Raw genomic sequence first — 21362 nt, 5'->3', positions numbered from 1 at the left:
GCATGCACCACTCGACGGACCCGGCCTCCCTGTCGTCCGTCGTCGCGATGGGGCTCTCCGGCTTCGTGCCGGCCGCCGTGGTCCCGGCTGTGCTGATGCTCGCCCGGCGCTCGCCGCTGTGGCAGCGGGTGAGCGTGCCCGCGGGCGTCGCCCTGCCGCTGCTGGTACTGCTGCACGCCGGGGTGGTGCTCGGCGGCCTGCCGCACGACGGTCTCCCGGGCGGCGCGTGGGTGAGCGAGCCGGTGCTGCTGGCCGCAGCGGTGCTCTTCTGGATTCCCGTGCTCGCCCGCACCCGGCACCGCCTCGGTGACGCCGGCCGGTGCCTGTACCTGTTCCTCGCCGCGCCGCTGCTGGACCTGCCCGCCGTCGGCGTCGTCGCGGCCGGTCAGCCGGCGCAGGGGATCGCGATGATCGCGGGCATGCTGCCGATCGGTGTCGCCGCGGCGGCGATCACCTGGTCCTGGGCGAACCGGGAGGAGCGGCTGGCCGCCCGCACCCTCGTCCCCTCCCCGGAAGGTGGCCCCCATGCCCCTTGACACCCGCCCGGACGTCCTCGTCTTCGACGTCAACGAAACCCTCACCGACATGAGCCCGCTCGGCGCCTGCCTGGGCGCGGCGGGGCTCTCGGCCGACGTACTGCCACTGTGGTTCGCCGGTGTGCTGCGCGACGGTATCGCCCTGACTCTCGCCGGTGGCCACGCCCCCTTCTCGGACGTCGCCGCGGACGGACTGCGGACCCTGCTGGCACGGGATCGGCCCGGCGAGGACCCCGAGCCCCTGACCGGGCGCGTCCTGGCCGCGCTGCCGGAACTGCCGGTCCACCCGGACGTCCCCGACGGCGTACGCGCCCTGCACAGGGCCGGGCACCGGCTGATCACGCTGACGAACGGATCGGCGGACACCACCCGCGCGGTCCTGGCCAAGGCCGGCCTGGCGGACTGCTTCGAAGCCCATCTGGACATCCAGGGCGCCGGTGGCCGCTGGAAGCCGCACCCGGCCGCCTACGCCCACGCCGTTCGGGCGGCCGGCGTGCCGGCCGGTTCGGCGATGCTCGTGGCGGTGCACCCCTGGGACGTCGACGGGGCCGCCCGCGCGGGCCTGCGCACCGCATGGCTGAGCCGCACGCCCCAGCCCTACCCGTCCGCCTTCCGTCCCGCCGACGTCGCCGCGACCGGCCTGCGAGACCTCGCCCGGCGTCTGGGAGGGGCCTGACGAGGCCTGGAGATCTCCGACGGGCCCGCGACGCCCGGCTCCACGCCGCGCCGTCGGGCGCCCTCGTACGGCCGGTACGGCAACCAGCAGTGGGCGCCCCCCGTGTCGCGACGCACGCAGGCAGACGCCGCACACCGATCCGACGGGACCGGCCGGAGAGGCCCTCGGCTCCGCCCGCCAGGGCGCCGGCCGGTCCTCGTCAGCCGGCGCGGGCCCGCATCCGCTCCCGCTGAGGTACGACCGTGTACTTCGGGTCCTCCGCCGAGTGCACCCCGGCGTGGAACACCCCGAACCGCAGTGCGGCGGAACCGGTCAGCAGGGCCAGCCCGGCCGCGACCGCCGGCGCCCTGCCCCGCCACCCGGCACGCGGACCCGCGCCCGCACCCGCGTACGCCGCCAGCGCGGCGCCACCCGCCGTGAGCATTTCCGCGGCCCGCAGCAGCTTGTGCGGCCTGCCCTGCTCGAACGGCTCGGCCGCCAGACCGATGTGCCGCTTCATCAGCTGGAACGCGCCCAGCTCCAGCGCGGCACCGAGCACCGCCATGCGGCGAGCCGGACCGGCCTGGGCAGCCGGCACGAAGGCCAGCGCCAGGCCTGCCGCCGCACTGGCTCCGGAACCGGCGAAGACGAAGGGCAACTCCCGGTAGCCCTCGTGCCAGGACGGCACCGCCGTGTCGGAGAGCAGCACCGCGGTGTAGGTGGCGACCGCCGGACCCAGCGCGGCGGCGGCCGCCGTGGCGCCCGCGCCGACGAGGCGGTAGCGGCCGGCCACATCGGCGGCAGCGGCGGCCATCGTCAGCGGCGCGTACCCGGCCAGCAGCCACGAGCCCATGTTCATCGGCGAAGTGGGCTTGACGACGCGGAGCATGTTGATGAAACGAGCGGGCCGGCCCAGGTCGTGCACGAGCGCGCCCAGCGACACGGTGATGGCGCCTGCCGCACCCAGCTTCGTCACGCGCGCCAGGTCCGGGCGCCCGGTGGCGTGGGCGCCCGCCGCCAGCAGCGACGCCCCGCCGGCCAGACCGCCGAGGTAGAGGTAACCGGCGATGTCGAGGGGTTTCCAGGTGGGCTTGTTCAGGACCGGTTTGCCGTAGTACGACGAGAACCGGGCGTCGGGGACCACCGGCTGCTCTCCGCGGCCACGCCGCCGCCTGCGCCGCCCGGCACGAGCGCCCGTCAGGGCCTCGCGCCCCGGCCGCGCCCCCTCGACACCCTTGCGGGTGACATCCGATTCACTCATCGGGGCCTCCTGACGAAACTGGCGAAGCCCAGCGCGGCGAGCGAGGCCGCGGCCATCGCCGCGTGCTTCCACATCGCCGGCAGGTCCCGGGTGGTGACCACCGGGTCCGGCGGCAGGCCGTAGACCTCGGGTTCGTCGAGCAGCAGGAAGAACGCTCCGTCACCACCCACCCCGTCGTCCGGGCTCTCGCCGTACAGCCGGGCATCGGTGACACCGGCCGCGTGCAGCTGCGCCACCCGGGCAGCGGCCCGCTCGCGCAGCTCCTCCAGCGGGCCGAACTGGATGGAATCGGTGGGGCAGGACTTGGCGCAGGCCGGTTCCATGCCGACACCGAGCCGGTCGTAGCACAGCGTGCACTTCCAGACCCGGCCGTCCTCCTTGCGCTGGTCGATGACCCCGTACGGGCAGGCGGGCACGCAGTACCCGCAGCCGTTGCACACGTCCTCCTGCACCACCACCGTGCCGAACTCGGTGCGGAACAGCGCCCCCGTGGGGCAGACGTCGAGGCAGGCCGCGTGCGTGCAGTGCTTGCACACGTCGGAGGACATCAACCAGCGCAGCTCGGTCCGCCCGTCGGGCGACACCGGGGAGATCGACCCGGCCGGCGCCCCCGCGGGCGCCGACTCGGGTGAGGGAGCGGTGGCCCCGGGGCCGGGGGAGGCAGGGGAACTGCCGAGGTTGCGGGCTGCCTCGAACACGTCGAAACCGCTGTGGTCGACGCCGGGTTCCTGGCCGCCCAGCGGCTTGCGCTGCTCGATGAAGGCCACATGCCGCCAGGTGTCCGCGCCCAGCCCCTGGGTGTTGTCGTAGGACATGCCGGTCAGCTCCAGGCCGTCCTCCGGCACGGAGTTCCACTCCTTGCACGCCACTTCGCAGGCCTTGCAGCCGATGCAGACGGAGGTGTCGGTGAAGAAGCCCATGCGCGGCGGCGCGTCGGGGTAACCGGCGGCCTGCGCCACGTTCGGCTGCGGCCCGGAGAACAGCTTCCTGGACGGGGGCGGATCGCCGCCCGCCGCGTTCACGGCCGTGGTCTTGCCCTCGGTCATGCTCCGACCTCCTTAGCTCAGCTCTCGCCGCTGTTCTGGGCCTCTTCCGGGGCGGCCCGCGCCACCTCGATGCGCTTGCGCTGCCACTCGGTGGTGGGCAGTTCCACCCGCTGGGCGAAGTACCACCGGCTCAGGGCGTTGCGGATCCGGTGCTTGCGGAACCAGCGCCACACCTCCGTCCCGTGCGCGCGGGGCCGCGGTTCGTCGCGCACGAGGATGCGGTACGCCTCCGCTCCGGACAGGGGCGTGCGCACCACCTGGTAACCGCCGCCCGGGGTGCGCCGCACCTCGGCCGTGGCCCGACCCTCCGTCAGGCGGCGCCGGTCGGCCGCCTGCAGGCCGAGGCACGCCCGCTTGGTGAGGTGGTAGGCCACCACGGGCAGCACGAACAGCAGCGCCCGGAAGGAGTACGTCAGCACTTCGAAGGGTGCGTGGAACACGTACGACAGGACGTCCTGACCGCCCGCCATGAGCAGCACCGCGTACACCGAGACGGCCGCGACCCCCAGGGCCGTGCGCGTGGGCTGGTTGCGCGGCCGGTCGCACAGGTGCCGCTCCGGCGTGGGGCCCGTGACCCACCGCTCGAAGAAGGGATAGGCGTACAGGACGACGAAGACCGTCGTGGGCAGGACGACGCCCGGCAGGAACACGTCCCACACGACGGTGTGCCCGGCGACGTTCGTCTCCGCGGCCGGCATCAGGCGCAGCGCGCCTTCCAGGAAGCCCACATACCAGTCCGGCTGGGCGTCCAGGGAGACGTGGTCGGCGCGGTAGGGGCCGAAGGACCACACCGGGTTGATCTGCATCAGCGCACTCATCAGGGCCAGTACGCCCGTCAGGGTGAAGAACAGGCCGATGGACTTCGCCGAGTACTGGGGGACCATGGGCTTGCCGACCACGTTGCGATTGGTGTGGCCGGGCTTCGCCCAGTGGGTGTGCTTGTGGTGCACGACGAACCCCAGGTGGACGCCGACGAGCGCGAGGAGCAGGCCCGGCAGCAGCAGGATGTGGAACACGTACATGCGCGGGATGATCTCGTGCCCGGGGAACTGGCCGCCGAAGACGAAGAACTGGAGGTACGTTCCGACGACCGGGATCGACAGCATGATGCCCTGGGCCGTGCGCAGACCCGTACCGGACAGCAGGTCGTCGGGGAGCGAGTAGCCGCAGAAGCCCTCCAGCAGGGCCAGCCCGAACAGTGTCACGCCGATCGTCCAGTTGACTTCCCTGGGCCGGCGGAAGGCACCGGTGAGGAAGATCCGCAGCAGATGCACCCCGATCGCCGCGACGAACACCAGCGCCGCCCAGTGGTGGATCTGCCGCAGCAGCAGGCCGCCGCGGACGTCGAAGCTGATGTGCAGCACCGATGCGTACGCCTGCGACGTCATCCTGCCGTGCAAGGGCGCGTAGGAACCGGTGTACGGCTGCTCCGTCATGTCCGGATGGAAGAAGAAGCTCAGAAAGACGCCGGTGACCACCAGGACGAGCAGGCAGTACAGCGCGATCTCGCCGAGCAGGAACGACCAGTGGTCCGGGAACGCCTTGCGCAGGAACTGCTTGCCCGTAGCGCTCAGCGGCATCCGCTTGTCCAGCGCGGCCGCCACCCGCTCGCCGCGGGAGGGCGGCGACCAGAGGCGTTCGTAGGACTCCGCCACGCCCTGCCCGCCTTTCTGCCGCCGCGCGCGCCACCGTCCCGTGCTCCTCAACGAGCCTGGCACGGGTGCCCGCACGGCGCGCGTCCGAAACGGCGCTCGAGGCGGCCCGCCGCGTGAAGCGCGGGTGCGCGGCGCGTCAGTGCGGTGTCTCCTCCCCACGGTGCTCGTTGTGCCAGGCGATGCCGCGCCGGATCTCCGGGGCCTGCAGTCCGGTGCGGCAGCCGAGCTGCTCCATGGTGAGCACCGGCGTGTCACCGCTCAGGGCGCGCTCGATCTTGGCCGCCCAGAACTCCTCCTGGACGAAGGGGCGCAGCCGGTACCGGTCCCGGATCACCTCCAAGTGGGCGTCACTGCACGTGATGACGGGACGCAGCCCGTCGAACCAGTCGTGCGTGGGATGGACATAGGAGGAGTCGGGCACGTATCCGCGCACCGCCTCGTCCACCGGGAAGGTCACGGCGCACAGGTCGCACAACTCCAACGGCAGCGACTCAACGGGTCGTCGGCGCCTCCTTGCGCGCTTCTCCCGCTGTTCGCGCTCCTCGCGCTTCTTCGGCTTCCACATCGTCACTCCTCGGACACCGCGTGGTCGAGGACAGAGGATCAGCCGGGCCCGTCGGCGCCGAAGCACTCACCGGCAGCGTGTCGCCGCGGGTCTCGGTGATCAGCAGACGGACCGCGGCGCGCAGGCCCCCGCTCTCGGCGGCCCGCCGCAGCCGGCGCGCGGCGCTGCCGTCGGCCAGGGCCCGGTCCAGCAGTTCGTGCACGGTCTCCCAGTCGCCGGACGCCTCCAGCGCCGGGCGCAGCCGGGCCAGCATGCCCGCCAGGGCCACGCGGGCGGGGACCGCGCGCCGGGTGACCGGGTCGACCAGCGGGCCTTCGAGGCCGGAGCGGGCGGCTCGCCAGGCGGCGGCCCGCAGCCATTCGTGGTGGCCGCCGCACGAGGGGCCGACCCGGCGGGCCGGCCGCACGCACGCGTCGTGGACCAGGGCCCGGAAGAGCCCGGCGACCAGGACGACCGTCTCCACCCGAGGGCAGGCGTCGCAGATCCGCAGCTCCAGCGTGCTCTGGTGCGCCGAGGGCCGTACGTCGTAGTAGACCATTCCCGGGTCGGTGATGACGCCCGAGCCGATCAGCTCCTCCAGTGCCGCGTCGTAGTCGGCGGCACCGGAGTAGCACCCGGCCGGTCCGGCGGTGGGCCAGCGCTGCCACACCATCGTCCGCCAGCTGGCGTAACCGGTGTCCCCGCCGAGCCAGAAGGGCGAACTCGCCGACAGCGCGAGCAGGGGCGCCAGCCAGGGCGAGACCCGGCACATGGCGCGTACCGCCGTGTCCCGGTCGGGTACGTCGACGTGCACCTGCGCGCTGCAGATCAGCTGCTCGTCGGCGACCCGGCGGTACTCGTCGGCCATGTGCCGGTAGCGGGGAGCGTCGGTGACCTCGTCGCGCGAGCCGAGCCGGGCCAACGGCACGGTACCGGCGGCCACCGGCGCGAGGCCCAGCTGGGCGGCCGCGGCGTGCAGGCGGCGCCGGGAGGAGGCCAGGTCGGCGCGGAGACCGTCGAGCGTTTCGTGCACCCCGCTGTTGCTCTCCACGACGCACTGACGGAATTCGGGCCCGAATCCGTGCCCGGGCAGCCGGTCGAGCACCGCGCGGGCGCGCGACACCAGCAGGCCGCTGCGAGCGTCCAGCAGGTGGAACTCCTCCTCCGCCCCGATGCGCAGCGTCACGGCTCGTTCCTGTCCTTGTGGTTCTTCCGGAGTGGCCGGCCGGTCCGTCCGTTCAGCCCAGCGCCCGGTAGGCCGCGGCTGCCGTCAGGCCGTACGCCAGGTGCGGTACGACGTCGGACACCCATGACGTCAGGTCCCAGGAGGTGGGGTCGGTCAGCCGCAGGACGGTGGCCGGGCCGTTGGCGCCCACCATGACGGCGGCGCCGAGCAGCGGCCCGGCCACCCAGTTCGGCAGGGGAGCCCTGCGGTGACGGAGCAACCCGTACGCCGCACCGGCCCCGATGCCGGTGAGGTACCCAAAGAGCGCACCGGCCGCCTCGGCGCGGTTGTCCTTCTCCTCGCCGTCCCCGAGTGGTACACCGGCGCGATCGGCGACACGGCCCACGACCTGGGCCGGGACCTCGCTGGCGGCCCGGCCGCGCAGCAGCATGTCGCCGTAACTCGCCGTGTCGAGTGCGAGAGTGCCCGCGGCGCCTGCCAGCAGGCCTTTGGTGATCGAGTGCATCCCGGGCGCTCCCTGGGTCGTGGTGGTGCGGTGGGGCGGTCCTGACTCGGGTACCGACGGGTTCTCAGGGTTCCATCCGTTGACTCCTCCGGGTTCCATCCGTGGAGACGGCGAAACAGCAGGAGAAAACACGCCGGCAGCCCGACGGGTCCGGCTGTCGGGACGACGCGATGTGCGCAGCGCCCCCAGGCTGCCGGAACGCCGTGCCGGGCCACCGATCTAGACTGCTCGTCCCATGTCCTGGACGCATCGTCCAGGTTCTCGGCACCCGACCAGACGGCGGCCGGTAGCGTGCGCAGCGGCACCGGCCAGGATGGAGCACCGGCATGACCGACACCCCGCCCGCGACCGCGTCCGTGACCCTGGACGACGTCCGCGACGCCGCCGAGCGGATCAAGGGCGTGGCGCACCGCACCCCCGTCCTGCGCTCGCGCACCCTGGACGCCCTCGTCGGCGCGGAGGTGTACGTCAAGTGCGAGAACTTCCAGCGCGTCGGCGCCTTCAAGTTCCGCGGGGCGTACAACGCCGCCTCCCGGCTGTCCGCCGGTCAGCTGGCCAGAGGGATCGCGGCGTACTCCTCCGGCAACCACGCCCAGGCCGTGGCCCTGGCCGCCCGGGAGCTGGGCACCGGCGCGGTGATCGTCATGCCGGAGGACACACCGCGCTCCAAGCGGGAGGCGACGGCGGGCTACGGGGCGGAGATCGTCACCTACGACCGTTACACCGGCGACCGCGTGGCCATCGGAGAGGCACTCGCCGCCGACCGCGGGCTCGCGCTCATACCGCCGTACGAGCATCCGCATGTCATCGCCGGCCAGGGCACGGCGGCCCTCGAACTGATCGAGGAGACCGGTGAACTGGACGCCCTGGTCGTCCCGGTCGGCGGCGGAGGGCTGATCGCCGGCAGCGCCACGGCCGGCAAGGGCCTGCTGCCGGCGCTGCGGGTCGTCGGCGTCGAGCCGGAGGCCGGCGATGACACCAAGCGGTCGCTCGAGGCCGGCCGCCGCGTCGGCGTGCCGGTGCCCCGGACCATCGCGGACGGTCAGGCCGCCGACATCCCCGGGGAACTCACCTTCTCGCTCAACCGGCGTCTCGTGGACGCGATCAGCCTGGTGAGCGACGACGAGATCCGCGAGGCCATGCGGTTCGCCTTCGAGCGACTGAAGATCGTCGTCGAGCCCAGCGGCGCGAGCGCCCTCGCCGCGCTGCTCGCGCACCGGATCGACCGGCTTCCCCGCCGGGTCGGTGTCATCGTCTCCGGAGGCAACATCGACACCCGGCGCTTCACCGAGATCATCGGTGGCTGACGACACGGGGTGCCCGCTTTCGCGGGCACCCGCCCCACATCACCTCGGTCCGACGAGGGAGGTCGGTCCCACAAGTGGGAGTCACCGCGATGTCAGTTCCACAGAGGGTAGGTCACCACCCGCGGGGCCCCGTCCGGCCGCGCGCCCGTGAACACCAGGCTCATCCGGGTGAAGTGCTTCATCTGCGGGTTCTTCTTCCAAGGCTCCGGGCGATCGAGCCGCACGATGACCGGATACGAGTGGAAGGTGCCGGCCGCGCAGTACGGCTTGCAGTCGTTGACGAAGTTGACGCCCCGGGCCACCGCGGACCTGGCGTTCCACGCCGACCAGTGCAGCGAGGCGAGACGGCTGTTGGCGTCACCGCAGGCGAGGATGAACGCGTCGGGGCGCGCCTGCGGTTTCCAGAAGCAGTCGACGAGTACGGGCCGCGGTGGCTTCGCGTGCTCCGGCGTCGCTGACGACTGTGCCGCCGGTGCGGCGGAGGCCGTGGCCAGACCCGCACTGAGCAGTGCGGCGGCACCCAGTGTGACTGCTGCCCTCACTGTGTGTGTGCCCATGATCACTCCCAGCCGACGACATCTGATCTCTGTACTGACGCTACGACCGTGCCGAAGGTCGCACCACTCGGACGCGCCGGTGTCGGGCTCAGCCGGGGAACCGCCGGTGCGTGGGCGGGCCGAACGGCGGGTCGCCGTATCCGGGTTCTGGCTGGCAGGTGTCGCACAACTCGTGCTGGCCGTCGCGGGTGATGACGGTTCCCCACCCCAGGCAGTGCTCGCAGTCACGGGCAAGGCTCAGATCGGGGTGGGGAGGCGGGGTGGGGCTGTGGTGGGCTCCGTACGCCATGCGGAGGCGGCTCCTTGAAGTCGCGTGGTGGACGTCACACCATTTTGTCTGATTTTTCTAAGTTGTCCAGAAGAATCTTCGGTGTAATCGACCCCGTACGCTGCGCGACCGGCCGCCGAAGCCCGATCGACCGCCGAAGCCAGACGGCGGATGCCCGTGCGAGACGTCAGGGACGCACCCCGTCGATGTCGAGGTTCAGATGCCGCGGGCCGCGCAGCACCGCGTTCTCCCGGTACGGCGGCGGGTCCTCGACCAGGCGCGGGTTGTCGAGGCGACGAGCCAGTTCGACGAGCGCGATCTGCGTCTCCACCCGGGCCAGCGGCGCGCCGAAGCAGCTGTGGATGCCGCTGCCGAAACCGAGGTGCTGAAGGTCCTCGCGGTCCGGGTCGAACCGGTCCGGATCCTTGAACCGCTCCGGGTCCCGGTTGCCCGCGGCCAGGACGAGCCAGATCCGCGAGCCCTTGGGGATCGTGACGCCGCGCAGCTCGATGTCCGTGATGCAGGTGCGCTGCGGCACCAGCTGCACCGGCGGCTCGTAACGCAGCAGTTCCTCGACGATGTTGGCGGCCACCCCCGGGTCCTCACGCAGCCGTTCCAGGTGCACGGGGTGACGCAGCAGGGTGAGCATGCCGTTGGTGATGAGGTTGACCGTCGTCTCGTGCCCGGCGATCAGCAGCAGGACGGCCGTGCTGAGCACCTCCATCATCGACATCGAGCCGTCGGGGCCATGGCTGACGACCAGGTCGGACAGCATGTCCTCGCGTGGCTCCCTGGTGCGCTGCTCGACCAGCCCGGCCAGGTACATGCCGAGCTGGACCCGTGCCTCCTGCGCGGCCCGCTGGACCGGTGCCTCGGGGTTGTCCCGGCTCTCCGGATCCAGCGCGGCGACGATCGGGTCGACCCAGGCGCGAAAGCGCGGCTCGTCCTCCCTCGGCACTCCGAGCAGCCGGCAGATCACGGTCACCGGGAAGGGGTACGCGAACTGGTCGACGAGGTCGATCCGCCGGGCGTCCCCGATGCCGTCGATGAGCTCGGTGACGATCCGGCGGAGCTCGCCGCGCATGGAGTCGATCCGGCGCGGCCGGTGCGGCGGGCCGAAGGAGCCGTTGGCGATCCGCCGCAGCCGGTCGTGCTCGGGCGGATCGAGCCGGATGAAGCTCGGCGGCAGGCCGGTGGCCTCCGGATCCGACAGCTCGTCCGCGCCCGGCGCGATGAGATTGGTGGCGTCGGAGCTGATCCGGGGGTCGTGGAGCAGGCCCAGGATGTCGTAGTACGAGCTGATGACGTATGGACCTCCCTCCTCCTCGTGCAGCACCGGCGTCCGGCGGAGCTCCTCGTACAGCGGATACGGGTCGGCGCGGCTGGAGAAGTCGGTGATCCGGCGCAGGAGCGAGGCGTGCGTCATGGGAGGTCCTCGGGTCGGGAGGTCAGTGGCGGGCCGGGGTGAAGACCAGGCGCCGGTCGGAGGGGGAGTAACCGCTGAGCGTCACGGTCGGACCGTGGGTCGGCAGCGACGGGTCGGGGAAGTCGGCCGGAACCGGCTTGCGGCCCTCGGGCCGGCGGTCCACCGTCGGGTACTCCACCGGGAACGGCGCGCCCATCTCGATCTGCCGCTCGTAGAACTCCAGCCACCGCGTGTTGTCGAAGCTCACCGCGGCGATGATCCGCCCCTGGTAGCCGTAGACCCCGACGAACCGGCGCTCGGCGAGCGAACCCTGCGTGATCATGATCTCGTCGCCCATGGACGGAACACCGATCGACTTGATGTTCACACCGAACTGCGAGGACCAGAACGCGGGCACCCACATGTGCGGGCGCCGGTCGGAACTGGGGCTGATCATGTTGTGCGCGGCCACCTCGGCCTGGGCCACGGCGTTGCCCCAGTGCTCCAGGGAGAGGAACTGGTAGCCGAACAGCGGGTGCGGGGAACGGGCGACGTCGCCGGCCACGAACACGTCGTCGGTGACGATGCCACGGAAGTCGAAGGCCCGGCAGCCCGCGTCGCAGGCGATGCCGCGCGGTCCGGCGCCCAGCCCGGAACCGGTCAGCCAGTCGGTGTTGCGGGTCGCCCCCAGCGAGACGACCACGACGTCCGTCTCGACCACGCTGCCGTCGGACAGATGGGCGGCGCGCACCCGTCCGACCGAGTCGCCCTCCAGGCCGGTGACCATGACCCCGGTGCGCAGGTCCACCCCGTTGTCACGGTGCAGTTCCGCGGCCACCGCGCCGATCACCCCGCCGAGGGCGCCCACCAGCGGACCGTCGGCGCGCTCCGCCACGCTGACGGCGATGCCCTGGTCCCGGCAGGCGGAGGCGATCTCGGACCCGGTGAATCCGGCACCGATGACGAACACGCGACGCGGTGCGGCCTTCAGCCGCCGGTGCAGCCGGACGGCGTCGTCCCGGGTACGAAGCACGAAGACCCCGTCGAGCTGGGCCTCCTCCTCCTTCGGCCACGGTCGTGCGCGCACTCCGGTCGCGATGAGCAGGCGGTCGTAGGGCACCTCGTCGCCGTCGGCGAGCCGCACCCGCTTGGCCGCCAGGTCGAGGCCGGTCGCGGCCACGCCCAGCCGCCAGGTGGCGTCGATGTCACGGCGCCGGGGCAGCTCCGTGTGGTCCGGCGACGCCTTGCCGAGCAGCACCGCCTTGGACAGCGGCGGACGGTCGTACGGCTGGTACGGCTCGTCGCCGATCATGGTCAGCGAGCCGGCGAAACCCTCGGCGCGCAATGTCTCGGCTGCCCGCAGGCCGGCCAGCGAGGCACCCACGACGACGATGCGCCCCTCGCGCCTGAGCCATTCGTGGAACTCCTCAGCGGGCATCGGACGCCCCCTGCGCGGCACCGGTGGACCGGTCGCCCGCCCCGTCGAGTCCGTCCGCCGTGATCGCCTGCACCGGGCAGGCCGCCACGGCCCGTGCCACCTTCTCCCGCTGCTCCTCGTCGGCCCAGGGGCTGTAGACGAGCGTCTCCTCGCCGTGCATGGTGAACACGTCCGGCGCGAGGAACGCGCACTGTGCGTATCCCTGGCACTTGTTGAGATCGACGACAAGCCTCATTGGCATCCCGCCCTTCCGGCGGCCAGGTCCTCGGCGACCACCTGCTCGGCCGGCAGCCTCGGACGGTGGTCATCTTCCCCCCGCCAGGATCGAAGGCGCGCCCGGCCGCCCGCGCGCGGGGACCCGCCGAAGGAGTGCGGGGAGCCGCCGAAGGAGTGACGACCCGGACGCGGACGGCCACCGCTCGCAGGTCGCCGGGCTCGGGCGGCAGACAGGTTCGCCGGGCAGAACACAGCAGAACGACAGTCGCCGGGGCTCGGGTAGGACACAGGTTCGCCCGGGCGTCGGCGGCGGCGCAGCCGGCCAGGTTGCCGGCCGGCGTCGGCGCGGCGCCGTCGGGCGTCAGGCCGCCGGAGCGGCACCCGGGCCGGGGCGGCGGCCGGTCACCACGAGGATGTGCGAGCTCAGAATCAGCGCCCAGGCCGGGAAGACCAGTTCGGCCCAGGGCACGTTCGACGAGAGGAACAGCAGTGTCAGGGCGACGAGCAGGCCCAGCACGGTCAGCCACCGCGGCAGGATCCTCAGCCGGTGCCCCATGACCGACAGCGAGCAAGTGAAGACGGACGCCATCCGCATCGCGTATTCGGTCATCAGCGTGAACGCGAAGTGGCGGCCGAAGTCCCAGGCGGCCGGGCTCGGCGACGCACCGGACGGGTGCCCGACGGCCAGTACGGCGGTGCCGGCCGCGGCGGCCCCGAACATCGTGGCCACGAAGACGAGGCCACTGCCCAGGAAGACGGTGGCCACGAACTTGTCCTCGGCCGCCCCGACGTGGTTGCGCAGCACCCCGACGAACCAGAGGAAGAAGATCCCGGCCAGCGGCACGAGAGCGAGCGCCGTCCGTACCGCGTCGCGCTGGGCCGAGTCGGTGAACCCCCGGGCGGTGACCGCTCCCGAGCCCTCCGGAATGCCCAGCCGGATCAGCACCATCGCCGCCGCCAGCAGCAGCGCGAACAGGACCCCCGCGAGCCCGGCCGCCCACGGAGTCCGAAGCGCCTGCTGCGCCGGCCCGGTCTCCGCGGACGTGCTCGTCATCTGCGGTAGCCGAGGATGGTCATCATGCCGGACTCGGAGTGGTACTGGTTGTGGCAGTGCACCATCCACAGACCGGGGTTGTCGGCGTAGAAGTCGACCACGAGCTTGCGGTGCGGCAGCACGATCGCCGTGTCCTTGCGTGCGCCGACGGCATCGAGGCCGGTCATGGCGAACGTGTGACCGTGCAGATGCAGCGGGTGCCACATGTCGGTGGCGTTGATGAGCGTGAGCCGGACCCGTTCGTCCTGGTGGACGGGATGGCGTTGCTCGACGGAGTACGGCTTGTGGTCGAAGCTCCAGTTGAACTGCCTCATGTTGCCGGTCAGCCTGATCCGGATCTGCCGGTCCGGCTTGCGGTCGCTGTAGGCCACGGACTCGTCCGGCACCAGGCGCCGGGCCAGCACGATCTGGCCGTCCAGTTCGTCGGGGTACACGGAGGGCGTGGGCAGTGTTCTGCCCTGGTCGGTACGCAGCACCGCCAGCGCCCTGGCCTTCTTGCCCTCGGCCATCGCGACCAGGGGGAACACTCCGTCCTGGGCGGTGATCAGGACGTCGTAGCGCTCGGCCATGCCCAGAAGCAGGGCGTCCGTGTTCTTGTGCTGGACCGGGTAGCCGTCGGTGTGCGTGATCGTCATCTGGTGCCCGCCCAGGGCCACCCTGAAGGCGGTGTCGGCGGCGGCGTTGATGATCCGCACCCGGATGCGTTCCCCGGGGCGGGCCCTGAAGACCGAGGGAGCCTGCGGCAGGCGGCCGTTGACCAGGTAATAGGGGAAGTTCACATTGCCGCCCATGCTGTGCAGCAGATCGCTGTGGGAGCCCCGCAGCACACGCGACGGGCCGCCGGCCGTGTCGGACGGCGCCTGCCGGCCCGCGGATCCGTGGTGCTGGCCCGAGCCGCCCATGTCCATGCCCATCGGCGGGCGCTTTCCCTTGTGCAGCTGGGTCAGCACGCCGTCCGGGGTGGAGCCGTCCACACCGTCCACCCAGTCGTCCAGGACGACGATCCACTCCTTGTCGTACGTGAGCGGCTCCTTGGGGTCGTCCACGATCAGCGGCGCGTACAGGCCGCGGTCGAGCTGCATGCCGGAGTGCGAGTGCAGCCAGTACGTGCCCGGGTGGGACACGGCGAAGCGGTAGGTGAACTCCGCGCCGGGCTCGATGCCCGCCTGGGTGAGATCCGGCACGCCGTCCATGTCGCAGCGCAGACGCACGCCGTGCGAGTGCAGCGTCGTCGACACGGGCAGGCGGTTGGCGAGCGTGAGATTCACGATGTCACCTTTGGTGATCCGGACCACCCTGCCGGGCATCGAGTCCCCGTACGTCCACGTCCTGACGGTGTGTCCGCCGAGGTCGTGCGACGTCTCGGCGGCGGTGAGCTTGAACGTGCGCACCGGTCCGGCCCCGCGCTTCCGCTCGGCGGCGAGGACCTCGGGGTCGGACGGGTTCACGTACCCCTTCGGTCCCTTGGGCACGAAAGGCCCGGCCCTGCCGGAGCCCGACTCCGCACCCCGCGAGGTCCCCGGGTGCGGGCCCGACCTGGAGTCGGACCCGGAACAGGCGCCGAGGAGTCCCGAGCCGGCAGCCAGGATCGAGGCACTGAGCAAGGTGCGCCGCGTAGGTGAGTGCATGAATGAATAACACACGTTCTGTGCCGGTATGTGGGAGAACCGGGGCGGCGCGTCCGGGCATGTCGACCCCCAATTGCGCAGCGGCGCGGCCCGACTGCCAGGGCGTCGTCACCCGGTCGGCGGCCCACCGGAGCGCCCATGAGGCTGCTGTGAATGAAGCAGACGTTTGAACACCCGGCCACGACGTCCAGGAGCACGTCCGTGGGACGCACCTCGCGGCTGCGCGGGTGACCGGACCCGACCAGCGGCAGGCCGGGGGAAGTCGGCCGAGACCGGTACGCGGCTGAGGCCGGCGGTCGAGGGCGCGGTGCTCGTGATGGCGGGCTTCCTGCTGCTGCGGCGCATCGGGCGCCGCAGGTGACCACACCGCGGGCCGCAACGCGGCGGCGGCAGGACCGGCACCTCCGGTCCTGCCGCCGCTCCCGCCGGGTCAGTCCGCGCGGGCGGCGCTTCGCCGGGCGTTGTTGTACAGGCGCAGCAGGTGCTTGGCCACCGCGCACGGCACGGTGTCGGCACGACATTGGCGGCAGGTCTGCATGTGCTGCTGGTAGTCAGAATGCGCTTGCTGCAGAGCATCGCCCTGGGACGGCATGGGGTTTCCTCGCACGGGGGTGTAGTACGGCACAAGGAGCCCTCAACTCGGTTGTGGAGAGCGCCTGGAGGCAAAGTTGATCACGTTACTGCCGGTAGTGGAAAGCGGCATCCGGCCACGCTGTGCCACGAAACCGGCGGTGACCGACCGTTACGAGCCCTGCCGCCCGGAGTACGCCCACCAGCGGCCCTCGTGCCGGTTCACCGCGATGGGGCGGCCGAAGCAGGCCGTCAGCCACGTGCCGGTCAGCGCCTCGTCCACCGGCCCCTGGGTCAGGACCCGCCCCTCGCGCAGCAGCAGCGCATGGCTGACCGCGGGCGACAGCTCCTCGAGATGGTGGGTGACCGTCACGGTGGCGAGCCGCGGACGGCCCTCGGCCAGCCGGTGCATGGCCTCGACGAGATCCTCGCGGGAGGGCAGGTCCAGGGCGTTGAACGGCTCGTCCAGGAGCAGCAGGGCCGGCTCGGCCATCAGGGCCCTGGCGATGAGGATCCGCGCCCGCTGTCCGCCCGAGCAGACCCCGTACGGCCGGTCCGCCAGTTCCTTGATGTCCAGTTCGCCCAGGAGCTCGTGGGCCCGCTGCCGTACCTGCTCGTCGTACATCCGCCACAGCGGCTGGACGGTGCCGGTGTGGCCGGTCAGCACGACCGTGTGGGCGTCGAGGTCCTGGGGCACGCGCTGGGCCGAGGTCACATGCCCGATGCGGGCGCGCAGTTCCCGCACGTCGACCCGCCCGAGCCGGCTGCCCAGAACCTCGACGGCGCCGGTGGTGGGGTGCATGAGGGCGCCGAGCAGGCGCAGCAGTGTGGTCTTGCCGGCGCCGTTGGCGCCCAGGAGCGCCCAGTGCTCTCCGGGCCGGACCGTCCAGTCGATGTCGTCGAGGATGACCTGGTCGGTGGTGTAGCGGCGTACGCTCACCTGCCGGAGCGTGACGACGGCCCCGGGGGCCGCCGGTCCCGGCTGTGGCGTCTCCTCCGTCATCTCCGGTCTCCCCTCGACACGTTCGACTCGGCTCGCTCGACCTTCGCCGCACGGCGGTACAGACGGTAGACGCGGTCGGCGCGTCGCCGCCGGACCGTCCGGTTGATGGACGGCCGGACTGTCGGACGGCCGGCCGTCACCGCCGGTGCTGGTGTGACACAGCAGACAGGAACTGCCTGGGCGTGTCTGGCTGGAAAAGGGGTATACGCAGCCCGGTGAACAGCGTGGTGAAGGCGGTGGACATGGAATCCGTACTCCTCGGAGGTGAGGGCAAGGCCTCTGACGCCGGCGTGATACGTGCGGCGGCGGCCCTCCACGGGGACGGCACCTGCATCGCCGAGGCCCGCCGTCTCGCGGTCGGTTTTCTGACCCGGGTACGGGCCGAGCACGCCCTGCCGGTCTCCGACCGGGCCATGGACCTGACCCAGCTGGTGGTCAGCGAACTGGTCACCAACGCTCGCAAGTACGCTTCCGGGCCCATCCTCATGGACCTGCTGGTCGCCGGTGACGGTGACGCGGTGGAGGTCGCGGTCTGGGACAGCGATCCGGTGCTGCCGGTGGCCCGGGCCGCCGACCCGGGCCGGGTCGGGCAGCACGGCCTGGAGATCGTGATGGCCGTGGTGCAGGGGTTCGAGGTGCGGCGGGAGCCCGTGGGCAAACGCGTCATCGCCCGCGTCGCCCTGGTCGGCGACCCGGTCGGCGACGCGTCCGCCGTCAGGCCTTGAGGTCCTGTGTGTCGCCCATCACCACGACCGGGTGCTGTCGCGGGTCGAGGGTGCGCAGCAGGTACTGCATCGCCGACTTGGGCAGGCTCACGCATGCCGAGGTGCCGCTGCCGTGGTCCATGTGCAGCCAGATGCTGCCGCCTTTGCTCTGTCCCTCGGGCCGTGTGGGGTCGTTGGGCGAGGTGCCCTTGACCCGGTTGTAGTCGATGGCGATGACGTAGTCGAAGTCGTGCCAGTACGCCTTGTTCCAGTAGTGGGGTGCCTGGAACGAGGCGGACTTGGTGTACGGCAGCTTGGCTCCCGGGTCGTCCAGGACGCCGCCGGCGTCGCTCAGTGTGAACACCCCGATGGGGCTGCGCTTGTCGCCCTCGTGGTGGTCCGCGGTCCAGCCCTTCCTGCCGTTGTGCGCCGCCCAGGACCGGTCGCGCTTCCAGGTGGAACCCTGCTTGACGAAGAGCTCGACGGTCGAGTTCGGCGAGTCGGGTCCGGCGCCGTAGACGGCGACGACCTGGCGGGAGTCGCCGGGTATGCGCTGCCACATCCGGTCGCCGATGTCGGGCACGCGCTTCCAGGCGGTCGGCTGCGGCGGTGCGTCGTCCGTGCGCCGGTCGCTGCCCGCCGCGCCCTTGTGACCGGAACCGCCGCAGGACGTCAGGGACATCGTCACCGCACCGCACAGGGCCACCACGGCCGCCGTGCGTATCGCACCACTGCTTCGCATGGCGTCCATGATTCCATCGCGGTTCGAACGCCTGGTCCCCGGCCCCCCGATGGGGCGTGTCACTCGAATGGCCGTCCGTGGCAGCGTGGGTGGGGCTGATCGGGTGTCTCCTGGAGTGAGAGAGGCGTCCATCAAGGGAGCCGATCATGTATGAGATGTGTGCAGGAGTCGACAAGCCCGGCGGCGCATTGGTGTGGCATGTCATGGCCAAGAACGCGGCCAAGACGTTGTGCGGTCGTCGGCTGGGTCAACGCGTCGATGGGGCGAGCGCACAGCGGGCTGGTCACTGTTCCACCTGCATGGCCCTGTTCGGGAAGCTGATGACCGCACCACCAGCCGTCAGCTCTCCCGCCGGCACGGATCACTGACGGTCCGCGCGCGAAGGCCTGCCCGCCGGGGCGATGTCCTCGGCGGGCAGGCCTTCGTCCCGTGCGCGCCGCCGCAAGGGCTGCGAGGGGAGCGAGTCGGGTGTGACCGGCGGGGCGCTCCGGGGCGAGCGCCGGTCAACGGTTTGACCATCTTTTGGCAACGTGGCCCCATTTGGCATTCCGGCGGCGGCCGATGGGTAACACTGTGCGGCGGAGGGGGGAGGTGCGCGGCGGCGCCGTGCCGGCGTGCCGTCCCGAAGTGTCGCGCCGGCCTTGGGGAAGGCGGCGAGGGGACCAGCCGGGGGGATGAATGACGCAGTCGCTGCCGGGGCAACGCCCTGCCCGCGAAGAGGTGTTCACCGGGGATCCGGAGCTTCCGGTCGCCGTGATCGGTGCCGGCCCGTACGGACTGTCCGTCGCGGCACACCTGCGGGCTCGCGGTCTGCCGGTGCGGGTCTTCGGTGAGGTCATGGGCAGCTGGCGGCACGCCATGGCGACCGGGATGTTCCTGAAGTCGACCCCGGACGCCGTCGATCTGTCCGCGCCGGAGCCCGGCGGGCGGCTGGCGGACTTCCTGCGGGTGCACGGGGAGCAGGAGCTGACGGAGCTGACACCGATCCCGTGCGACGTGTTCGTCCGCTACGGCCAGTGGTTCCAGAAGCGGTACGTGGGTGAGGTGGAACCGGCGCGGGTGGTGGCCGTCGACCGGGCGGCGGACGGCTCCGGGTTCGCCGTGCGCCTGGACGACGGGCAGGAGCTCGCCGCCCGGACCGTCGTCGTGGCCACGGGCCTGAACGGGCTCGCCCACATACCGCAGGAGCTGCGGCGTCTCGCGCCCGAGGGTCCGGGCGCCGAAGCCCTGGTGTCGCACACCAGTCACCACACCGACCTGTCCCGCTACGCGGGCCGGCGGGTCGCCGTGATCGGCGGTGGCCAGTCCGCTCTGGAGAGCGCGGCGCTGCTGCACGAGGCCGGGGCCCGGGCGCAGGTGCTGGTACGGGAGCGGAGCCTGCTGTGGGGGACGACCCCGACCCTGACCCGGCCGTGGCCGCTGCGGATCGCCCGGCCCGGCTCCCCGCTGGGTACCGGCTGGGTCCTGGCCGCGGTCTGCCGGGCCCCGGGCGGGGTGCGGCACCTGCCCGCCGCGGCCCGGCTGCTGCTGTTCCGCCGCGCGCTGCGGCCCTCGGGCGGATGGTGGCTGCGGGACCGGGTCGAGGGTGTCGTGACGGTGCGTACGTCGTGCCGGGTCACCGGGGCCGAGGCGGCCGGGTCCACCGTCCGGCTGGAGGTCGCGGGGCCGGGCCGCGCGGTGGAGACCCTCGCCGTCGACCACGTGCTGGCCGCCACCGGCTACCGCCTCGACCTGGAGGCGGTCTCCTTCCTCTCACCGGCGGTGCGCCGTGCGCTGGAGTGCGTGCCCGGCTCGAGCGCTCCCCGCCTGTCGGCCGGGTTCGAGTCGTCCGTGCCCGGCCTGCACTTCACCGGATCGCTGGCCGCCCCGATGTTCGGCCCGATGATGCGCTTCGTCGCCGGCGTGGAGTACGCGGCCACGCGGGTCGCCCGTGCCCTGGCCGACCGGAGGGCGGCCCGCTGACGACCCCGGACGAGCGCCCGGCCCTGACCGGGCACACCTTCTTCCCGCGCCTGGTGTCCGGTCCCTTCCGCTCGGCCGCCTCCGGGGCCCGGCCGTCGGCGCGGCTTGCCTAACATTTTTAGGAAAGGGCACAATCCCTTCAGGTAAACGAAGGGATCGCCGTGCCGCGCGCTGGACTCACCACCGACCGCCTGGTCCGGGCGGGAGCCGAACTGGCCGACGAGGTCGGCTTCGACCAGGTCACCGTCTCGGCGCTGGCCAGACGGTTCGACGTCAAGGTCGCCAGCCTGTACTCGCACCTGGAGAACTCCCAGGACCTCAAGACCCGAATCGCCCTGCTGGCGCTGGAGGAGCTCGCCGACCGGGCCGCCGACGCCCTGGCCGGGCGGGCCGGCAGGGACGCCCTGGCCGCGTTCGCCGACGTCTACCGCGACTACGCACGGGAACACCCCGGCCGCTACGCCGCCGCCCGGCTCCGCCTCGACCCGGAGACCGCGGCCGCGAGCGCCGGTGTGCGGCACGCGCAGATGATGCGGGCCGTCCTGCGCGGCTACGACCTGACGGAACCGGAACAGACCCATGCCGTCCGGCTGCTGGGCTCCGTGTTCCACGGCTACGTCAGCCTGGAGCTGGCCGGAGGCTTCAGTCACAGCGCCCCCGACTCGCAGGAGACCTGGGAGTGGATCCTGGACCGCCTGGACGCCCTGCTGCGCGGCCGGCCCGCGACCTGAACCACCGCACCCGCACCGCCGCCGAGCCCCGCTATATCGCCACGACCATCACCGCGGACCTCCTGTGCGCCGCCTTCGATCCGGAGCGCACCGCGCACGGCGTCCTGCCGCACCGGCTGCCGGTCCGGGCCCGCGCCCGGTGCTCCGAACGACCGCCGGGACGGCCGGGCACCGGCCCGGACCGGCCGGCACTCTCCGCTGCCTCCACGGCGCGTCCGGCGCCGCGGAACCGCCGCTGCCCGACTGGCACCCCCGACGCCGCCACCCACGGCCGTATCGGCGAACGCCGCGCCGCTCCGGCCTTCAGCGGCGGCGGTCCGTTCGCGGACCGCTCCGTCCGGCCGCCCTTCCTCCAGCCGGTTTCGTGACATCCGTCACGACGGGATTAT

General features: G+C 72.2%; 23 protein-coding genes. 7 read left to right on the top strand and 16 right to left on the bottom strand.

Translation table 11 applies throughout. The features are described 5' to 3' along the window. Positions 1 to 2: 2 nt before the first annotated feature. Positions 3 to 536, top strand: a complete 534-nt coding sequence (locus tag BZY54_RS52745) for a hypothetical protein (protein ID WP_244216934.1) — start codon at positions 3 to 5, stop codon at positions 534 to 536. Continuing rightward, complete coding sequence (locus BZY54_RS03295) at positions 526 to 1212, top strand: haloacid dehalogenase type II (protein WP_086722963.1); 687 nt, start codon at positions 526 to 528, stop codon at positions 1210 to 1212. The genes BZY54_RS52745 and BZY54_RS03295 overlap by 11 nt, the downstream gene beginning before the upstream one ends. Before the next feature lie 199 nt (positions 1213 to 1411). Here the strand turns inward: BZY54_RS03295 and nrfD are convergent, their stop codons facing one another. The 6 genes from nrfD to BZY54_RS03265 all read right to left on the bottom strand — a co-directional run bounded on the left by nrfD (position 1412) and on the right by BZY54_RS03265 (position 7388). Then, positions 1412 to 2452, bottom strand: coding sequence for an NrfD/PsrC family molybdoenzyme membrane anchor subunit (gene nrfD, locus BZY54_RS03290; protein ID WP_208640530.1), 1041 nt, complete (start codon positions 2450 to 2452; stop codon positions 1412 to 1414). Further along, positions 2449 to 3498 (bottom strand): 4Fe-4S dicluster domain-containing protein, encoded by a 1050-nt coding sequence (locus BZY54_RS03285; protein ID WP_244216933.1) that lies wholly within the window; start codon positions 3496 to 3498, stop codon positions 2449 to 2451. The genes nrfD and BZY54_RS03285 overlap by 4 nt, the downstream gene beginning before the upstream one ends. 17 nt (positions 3499 to 3515) lie before the next feature. Then, positions 3516 to 5078 carry a cytochrome bc1 complex cytochrome b subunit gene (gene qcrB / locus BZY54_RS03280; protein ID WP_086723041.1) on the bottom strand — a complete coding sequence of 521 codons (1563 nt, stop codon included), beginning with the start codon at positions 5076 to 5078 and terminating at the stop codon, positions 3516 to 3518. 211 nt (positions 5079 to 5289) lie between these two features. Further along, a complete protein-coding gene (locus BZY54_RS03275; protein WP_086722959.1) occupies positions 5290 to 5718 on the bottom strand; it encodes a hypothetical protein in 429 nt (142 codons plus the stop codon). Beyond that, positions 5645 to 6883 carry a carboxylate-amine ligase gene (locus BZY54_RS03270; protein WP_086722957.1) on the bottom strand — a complete coding sequence of 413 codons (1239 nt, stop codon included), beginning with the start codon at positions 6881 to 6883 and terminating at the stop codon, positions 5645 to 5647. The genes BZY54_RS03275 and BZY54_RS03270 overlap by 74 nt, the downstream gene beginning before the upstream one ends. A gap of 52 nt (positions 6884 to 6935) precedes the next feature. Next, entirely contained in the window at positions 6936 to 7388 is a 453-nt protein-coding gene (locus BZY54_RS03265) for a hypothetical protein (RefSeq protein WP_086722955.1), read from the bottom strand. A gap of 326 nt (positions 7389 to 7714) precedes the next feature. Here BZY54_RS03265 and BZY54_RS03260 point away from each other — a divergent pair, with 326 nt between their 5' ends. Then, positions 7715 to 8695: a pyridoxal-phosphate dependent enzyme gene (locus BZY54_RS03260; protein ID WP_086722953.1), complete on the top strand. Its 981-nt coding sequence runs from the start codon at positions 7715 to 7717 to the stop codon at positions 8693 to 8695. 92 nt (positions 8696 to 8787) lie between these two features. Here BZY54_RS03260 and BZY54_RS03255 read toward each other — a convergent pair whose 3' ends face one another. From BZY54_RS03255 to BZY54_RS03220, 9 genes are all read right to left on the bottom strand, one after another. Then, on the bottom strand, positions 8788 to 9252 hold the full coding sequence (locus BZY54_RS03255; RefSeq protein ID WP_086722951.1) for a hypothetical protein: 465 nt from the start codon (positions 9250 to 9252) through the stop codon (positions 8788 to 8790). Positions 9253 to 9340: 88 nt separating this feature from the next. Continuing rightward, positions 9341 to 9541, bottom strand: a complete 201-nt coding sequence (locus BZY54_RS03250) for a hypothetical protein (RefSeq protein ID WP_086722949.1) — start codon at positions 9539 to 9541, stop codon at positions 9341 to 9343. Between the two features lie 166 nt (positions 9542 to 9707). Further along, on the bottom strand, positions 9708 to 10946 hold the full coding sequence (locus BZY54_RS03245) for a cytochrome P450 (protein ID WP_086722947.1): 1239 nt from the start codon (positions 10944 to 10946) through the stop codon (positions 9708 to 9710). 22 nt (positions 10947 to 10968) lie between these two features. After that, on the bottom strand, positions 10969 to 12363 hold the full coding sequence (locus BZY54_RS03240) for an NAD(P)/FAD-dependent oxidoreductase (protein WP_086722945.1): 1395 nt from the start codon (positions 12361 to 12363) through the stop codon (positions 10969 to 10971). Further along, the gene (locus BZY54_RS03235; RefSeq protein ID WP_086722943.1) at positions 12353 to 12598 is read right to left on the bottom strand and encodes a ferredoxin; all 246 of its coding nucleotides are present in this window, start codon (positions 12596 to 12598) and stop codon (positions 12353 to 12355) included. The genes BZY54_RS03240 and BZY54_RS03235 overlap by 11 nt, the downstream gene beginning before the upstream one ends. 342 nt (positions 12599 to 12940) lie before the next feature. Then, the gene (locus BZY54_RS03230; protein ID WP_086722941.1) at positions 12941 to 13633 is read right to left on the bottom strand and encodes a hypothetical protein; all 693 of its coding nucleotides are present in this window, start codon (positions 13631 to 13633) and stop codon (positions 12941 to 12943) included. Continuing rightward, complete coding sequence (locus BZY54_RS03225) at positions 13630 to 15261, bottom strand: multicopper oxidase family protein (RefSeq protein WP_086722939.1); 1632 nt, start codon at positions 15259 to 15261, stop codon at positions 13630 to 13632. The genes BZY54_RS03230 and BZY54_RS03225 overlap by 4 nt, the downstream gene beginning before the upstream one ends. Positions 15262 to 15691: 430 nt before the next feature. Next, complete coding sequence (locus tag BZY54_RS51535; protein ID WP_167413935.1) at positions 15692 to 15853, bottom strand: hypothetical protein; 162 nt, start codon at positions 15851 to 15853, stop codon at positions 15692 to 15694. Positions 15854 to 16003: 150 nt separating this feature from the next. Next, positions 16004 to 16834 carry an ABC transporter ATP-binding protein gene (locus tag BZY54_RS03220; protein ID WP_086722937.1) on the bottom strand — a complete coding sequence of 277 codons (831 nt, stop codon included), beginning with the start codon at positions 16832 to 16834 and terminating at the stop codon, positions 16004 to 16006. 242 nt (positions 16835 to 17076) lie between these two features. Here BZY54_RS03220 and BZY54_RS03215 point away from each other — a divergent pair, with 242 nt between their 5' ends. Beyond that, the gene (locus BZY54_RS03215) at positions 17077 to 17559 is read left to right on the top strand and encodes an ATP-binding protein (protein WP_425276258.1); all 483 of its coding nucleotides are present in this window, start codon (positions 17077 to 17079) and stop codon (positions 17557 to 17559) included. On the opposite strand, the gene BZY54_RS03210 is transcribed toward BZY54_RS03215, so the two are convergent. Continuing rightward, positions 17549 to 18280: a hypothetical protein gene (locus BZY54_RS03210; RefSeq protein WP_208640534.1), complete on the bottom strand. Its 732-nt coding sequence runs from the start codon at positions 18278 to 18280 to the stop codon at positions 17549 to 17551. The genes BZY54_RS03215 and BZY54_RS03210 overlap by 11 nt on opposite strands. Positions 18281 to 18958: 678 nt before the next feature. Between BZY54_RS03210 and BZY54_RS03200 the strand changes: the two genes are divergently transcribed. From BZY54_RS03200 to BZY54_RS03190, 3 genes are all read left to right on the top strand, one after another. Then, positions 18959 to 20242: an FAD-dependent oxidoreductase gene (locus BZY54_RS03200; RefSeq protein WP_086722932.1), complete on the top strand. Its 1284-nt coding sequence runs from the start codon at positions 18959 to 18961 to the stop codon at positions 20240 to 20242. Between the two features lie 161 nt (positions 20243 to 20403). After that, the gene (locus BZY54_RS03195) at positions 20404 to 20973 is read left to right on the top strand and encodes a TetR/AcrR family transcriptional regulator (protein WP_086722931.1); all 570 of its coding nucleotides are present in this window, start codon (positions 20404 to 20406) and stop codon (positions 20971 to 20973) included. Further along, positions 20922 to 21341 carry a hypothetical protein gene (locus tag BZY54_RS03190; protein ID WP_086722930.1) on the top strand — a complete coding sequence of 140 codons (420 nt, stop codon included), beginning with the start codon at positions 20922 to 20924 and terminating at the stop codon, positions 21339 to 21341. The genes BZY54_RS03195 and BZY54_RS03190 overlap by 52 nt, the downstream gene beginning before the upstream one ends. The last annotated feature ends 21 nt before the right edge of the window (positions 21342 to 21362 follow it).

This window comes from Streptomyces carpinensis (assembly GCF_002154505.1).
GTDB classification, from domain to species: domain Bacteria; phylum Actinomycetota; class Actinomycetes; order Streptomycetales; family Streptomycetaceae; genus Streptomyces; species Streptomyces carpinensis.
Note: the sequence above shows the minus strand (reverse complement) of the source record. Positions and strands in the feature narration are given on the sequence as shown.

Excerpts from the sequence above, each read along its gene's own strand:
- BZY54_RS52745 (WP_244216934.1), top strand. The coding sequence starts at position 3 with ATGCACCACTCGACGGACCCGGCCTCCCTGTCGTCCGTCGTCGCGATG.
- BZY54_RS03295 (WP_086722963.1), top strand. The coding sequence starts at position 526 with ATGCCCCTTGACACCCGCCCGGACGTCCTCGTCTTCGACGTCAACGAA.
- nrfD (WP_208640530.1), bottom strand. The coding sequence starts at position 2,452 with ATGAGTGAATCGGATGTCACCCGCAAGGGTGTCGAGGGGGCGCGGCCG.
- BZY54_RS03285 (WP_244216933.1), bottom strand. The coding sequence starts at position 3,498 with ATGACCGAGGGCAAGACCACGGCCGTGAACGCGGCGGGCGGCGATCCG.
- qcrB (WP_086723041.1), bottom strand. The coding sequence starts at position 5,078 with ATGCCGCTGAGCGCTACGGGCAAGCAGTTCCTGCGCAAGGCGTTCCCG.
- BZY54_RS03275 (WP_086722959.1), bottom strand. The coding sequence starts at position 5,718 with ATGTGGAAGCCGAAGAAGCGCGAGGAGCGCGAACAGCGGGAGAAGCGC.
- BZY54_RS03265 (WP_086722955.1), bottom strand. The coding sequence starts at position 7,388 with ATGCACTCGATCACCAAAGGCCTGCTGGCAGGCGCCGCGGGCACTCTC.
- BZY54_RS03260 (WP_086722953.1), top strand. The coding sequence starts at position 7,715 with ATGACCGACACCCCGCCCGCGACCGCGTCCGTGACCCTGGACGACGTC.
- BZY54_RS03255 (WP_086722951.1), bottom strand. The coding sequence starts at position 9,252 with ATGGGCACACACACAGTGAGGGCAGCAGTCACACTGGGTGCCGCCGCA.
- BZY54_RS03250 (WP_086722949.1), bottom strand. The coding sequence starts at position 9,541 with ATGGCGTACGGAGCCCACCACAGCCCCACCCCGCCTCCCCACCCCGAT.
- BZY54_RS03245 (WP_086722947.1), bottom strand. The coding sequence starts at position 10,946 with ATGACGCACGCCTCGCTCCTGCGCCGGATCACCGACTTCTCCAGCCGC.
- BZY54_RS03240 (WP_086722945.1), bottom strand. The coding sequence starts at position 12,363 with ATGCCCGCTGAGGAGTTCCACGAATGGCTCAGGCGCGAGGGGCGCATC.
- BZY54_RS03235 (WP_086722943.1), bottom strand. The coding sequence starts at position 12,598 with ATGAGGCTTGTCGTCGATCTCAACAAGTGCCAGGGATACGCACAGTGC.
- BZY54_RS03230 (WP_086722941.1), bottom strand. The coding sequence starts at position 13,633 with ATGACGAGCACGTCCGCGGAGACCGGGCCGGCGCAGCAGGCGCTTCGG.
- BZY54_RS03225 (WP_086722939.1), bottom strand. The coding sequence starts at position 15,261 with ATGCACTCACCTACGCGGCGCACCTTGCTCAGTGCCTCGATCCTGGCT.
- BZY54_RS51535 (WP_167413935.1), bottom strand. The coding sequence starts at position 15,853 with ATGCCGTCCCAGGGCGATGCTCTGCAGCAAGCGCATTCTGACTACCAG.
- BZY54_RS03220 (WP_086722937.1), bottom strand. The coding sequence starts at position 16,834 with ATGACGGAGGAGACGCCACAGCCGGGACCGGCGGCCCCCGGGGCCGTC.
- BZY54_RS03215 (WP_425276258.1), top strand. The coding sequence starts at position 17,077 with ATGGAATCCGTACTCCTCGGAGGTGAGGGCAAGGCCTCTGACGCCGGC.
- BZY54_RS03210 (WP_208640534.1), bottom strand. The coding sequence starts at position 18,280 with ATGCGAAGCAGTGGTGCGATACGCACGGCGGCCGTGGTGGCCCTGTGC.
- BZY54_RS03200 (WP_086722932.1), top strand. The coding sequence starts at position 18,959 with ATGACGCAGTCGCTGCCGGGGCAACGCCCTGCCCGCGAAGAGGTGTTC.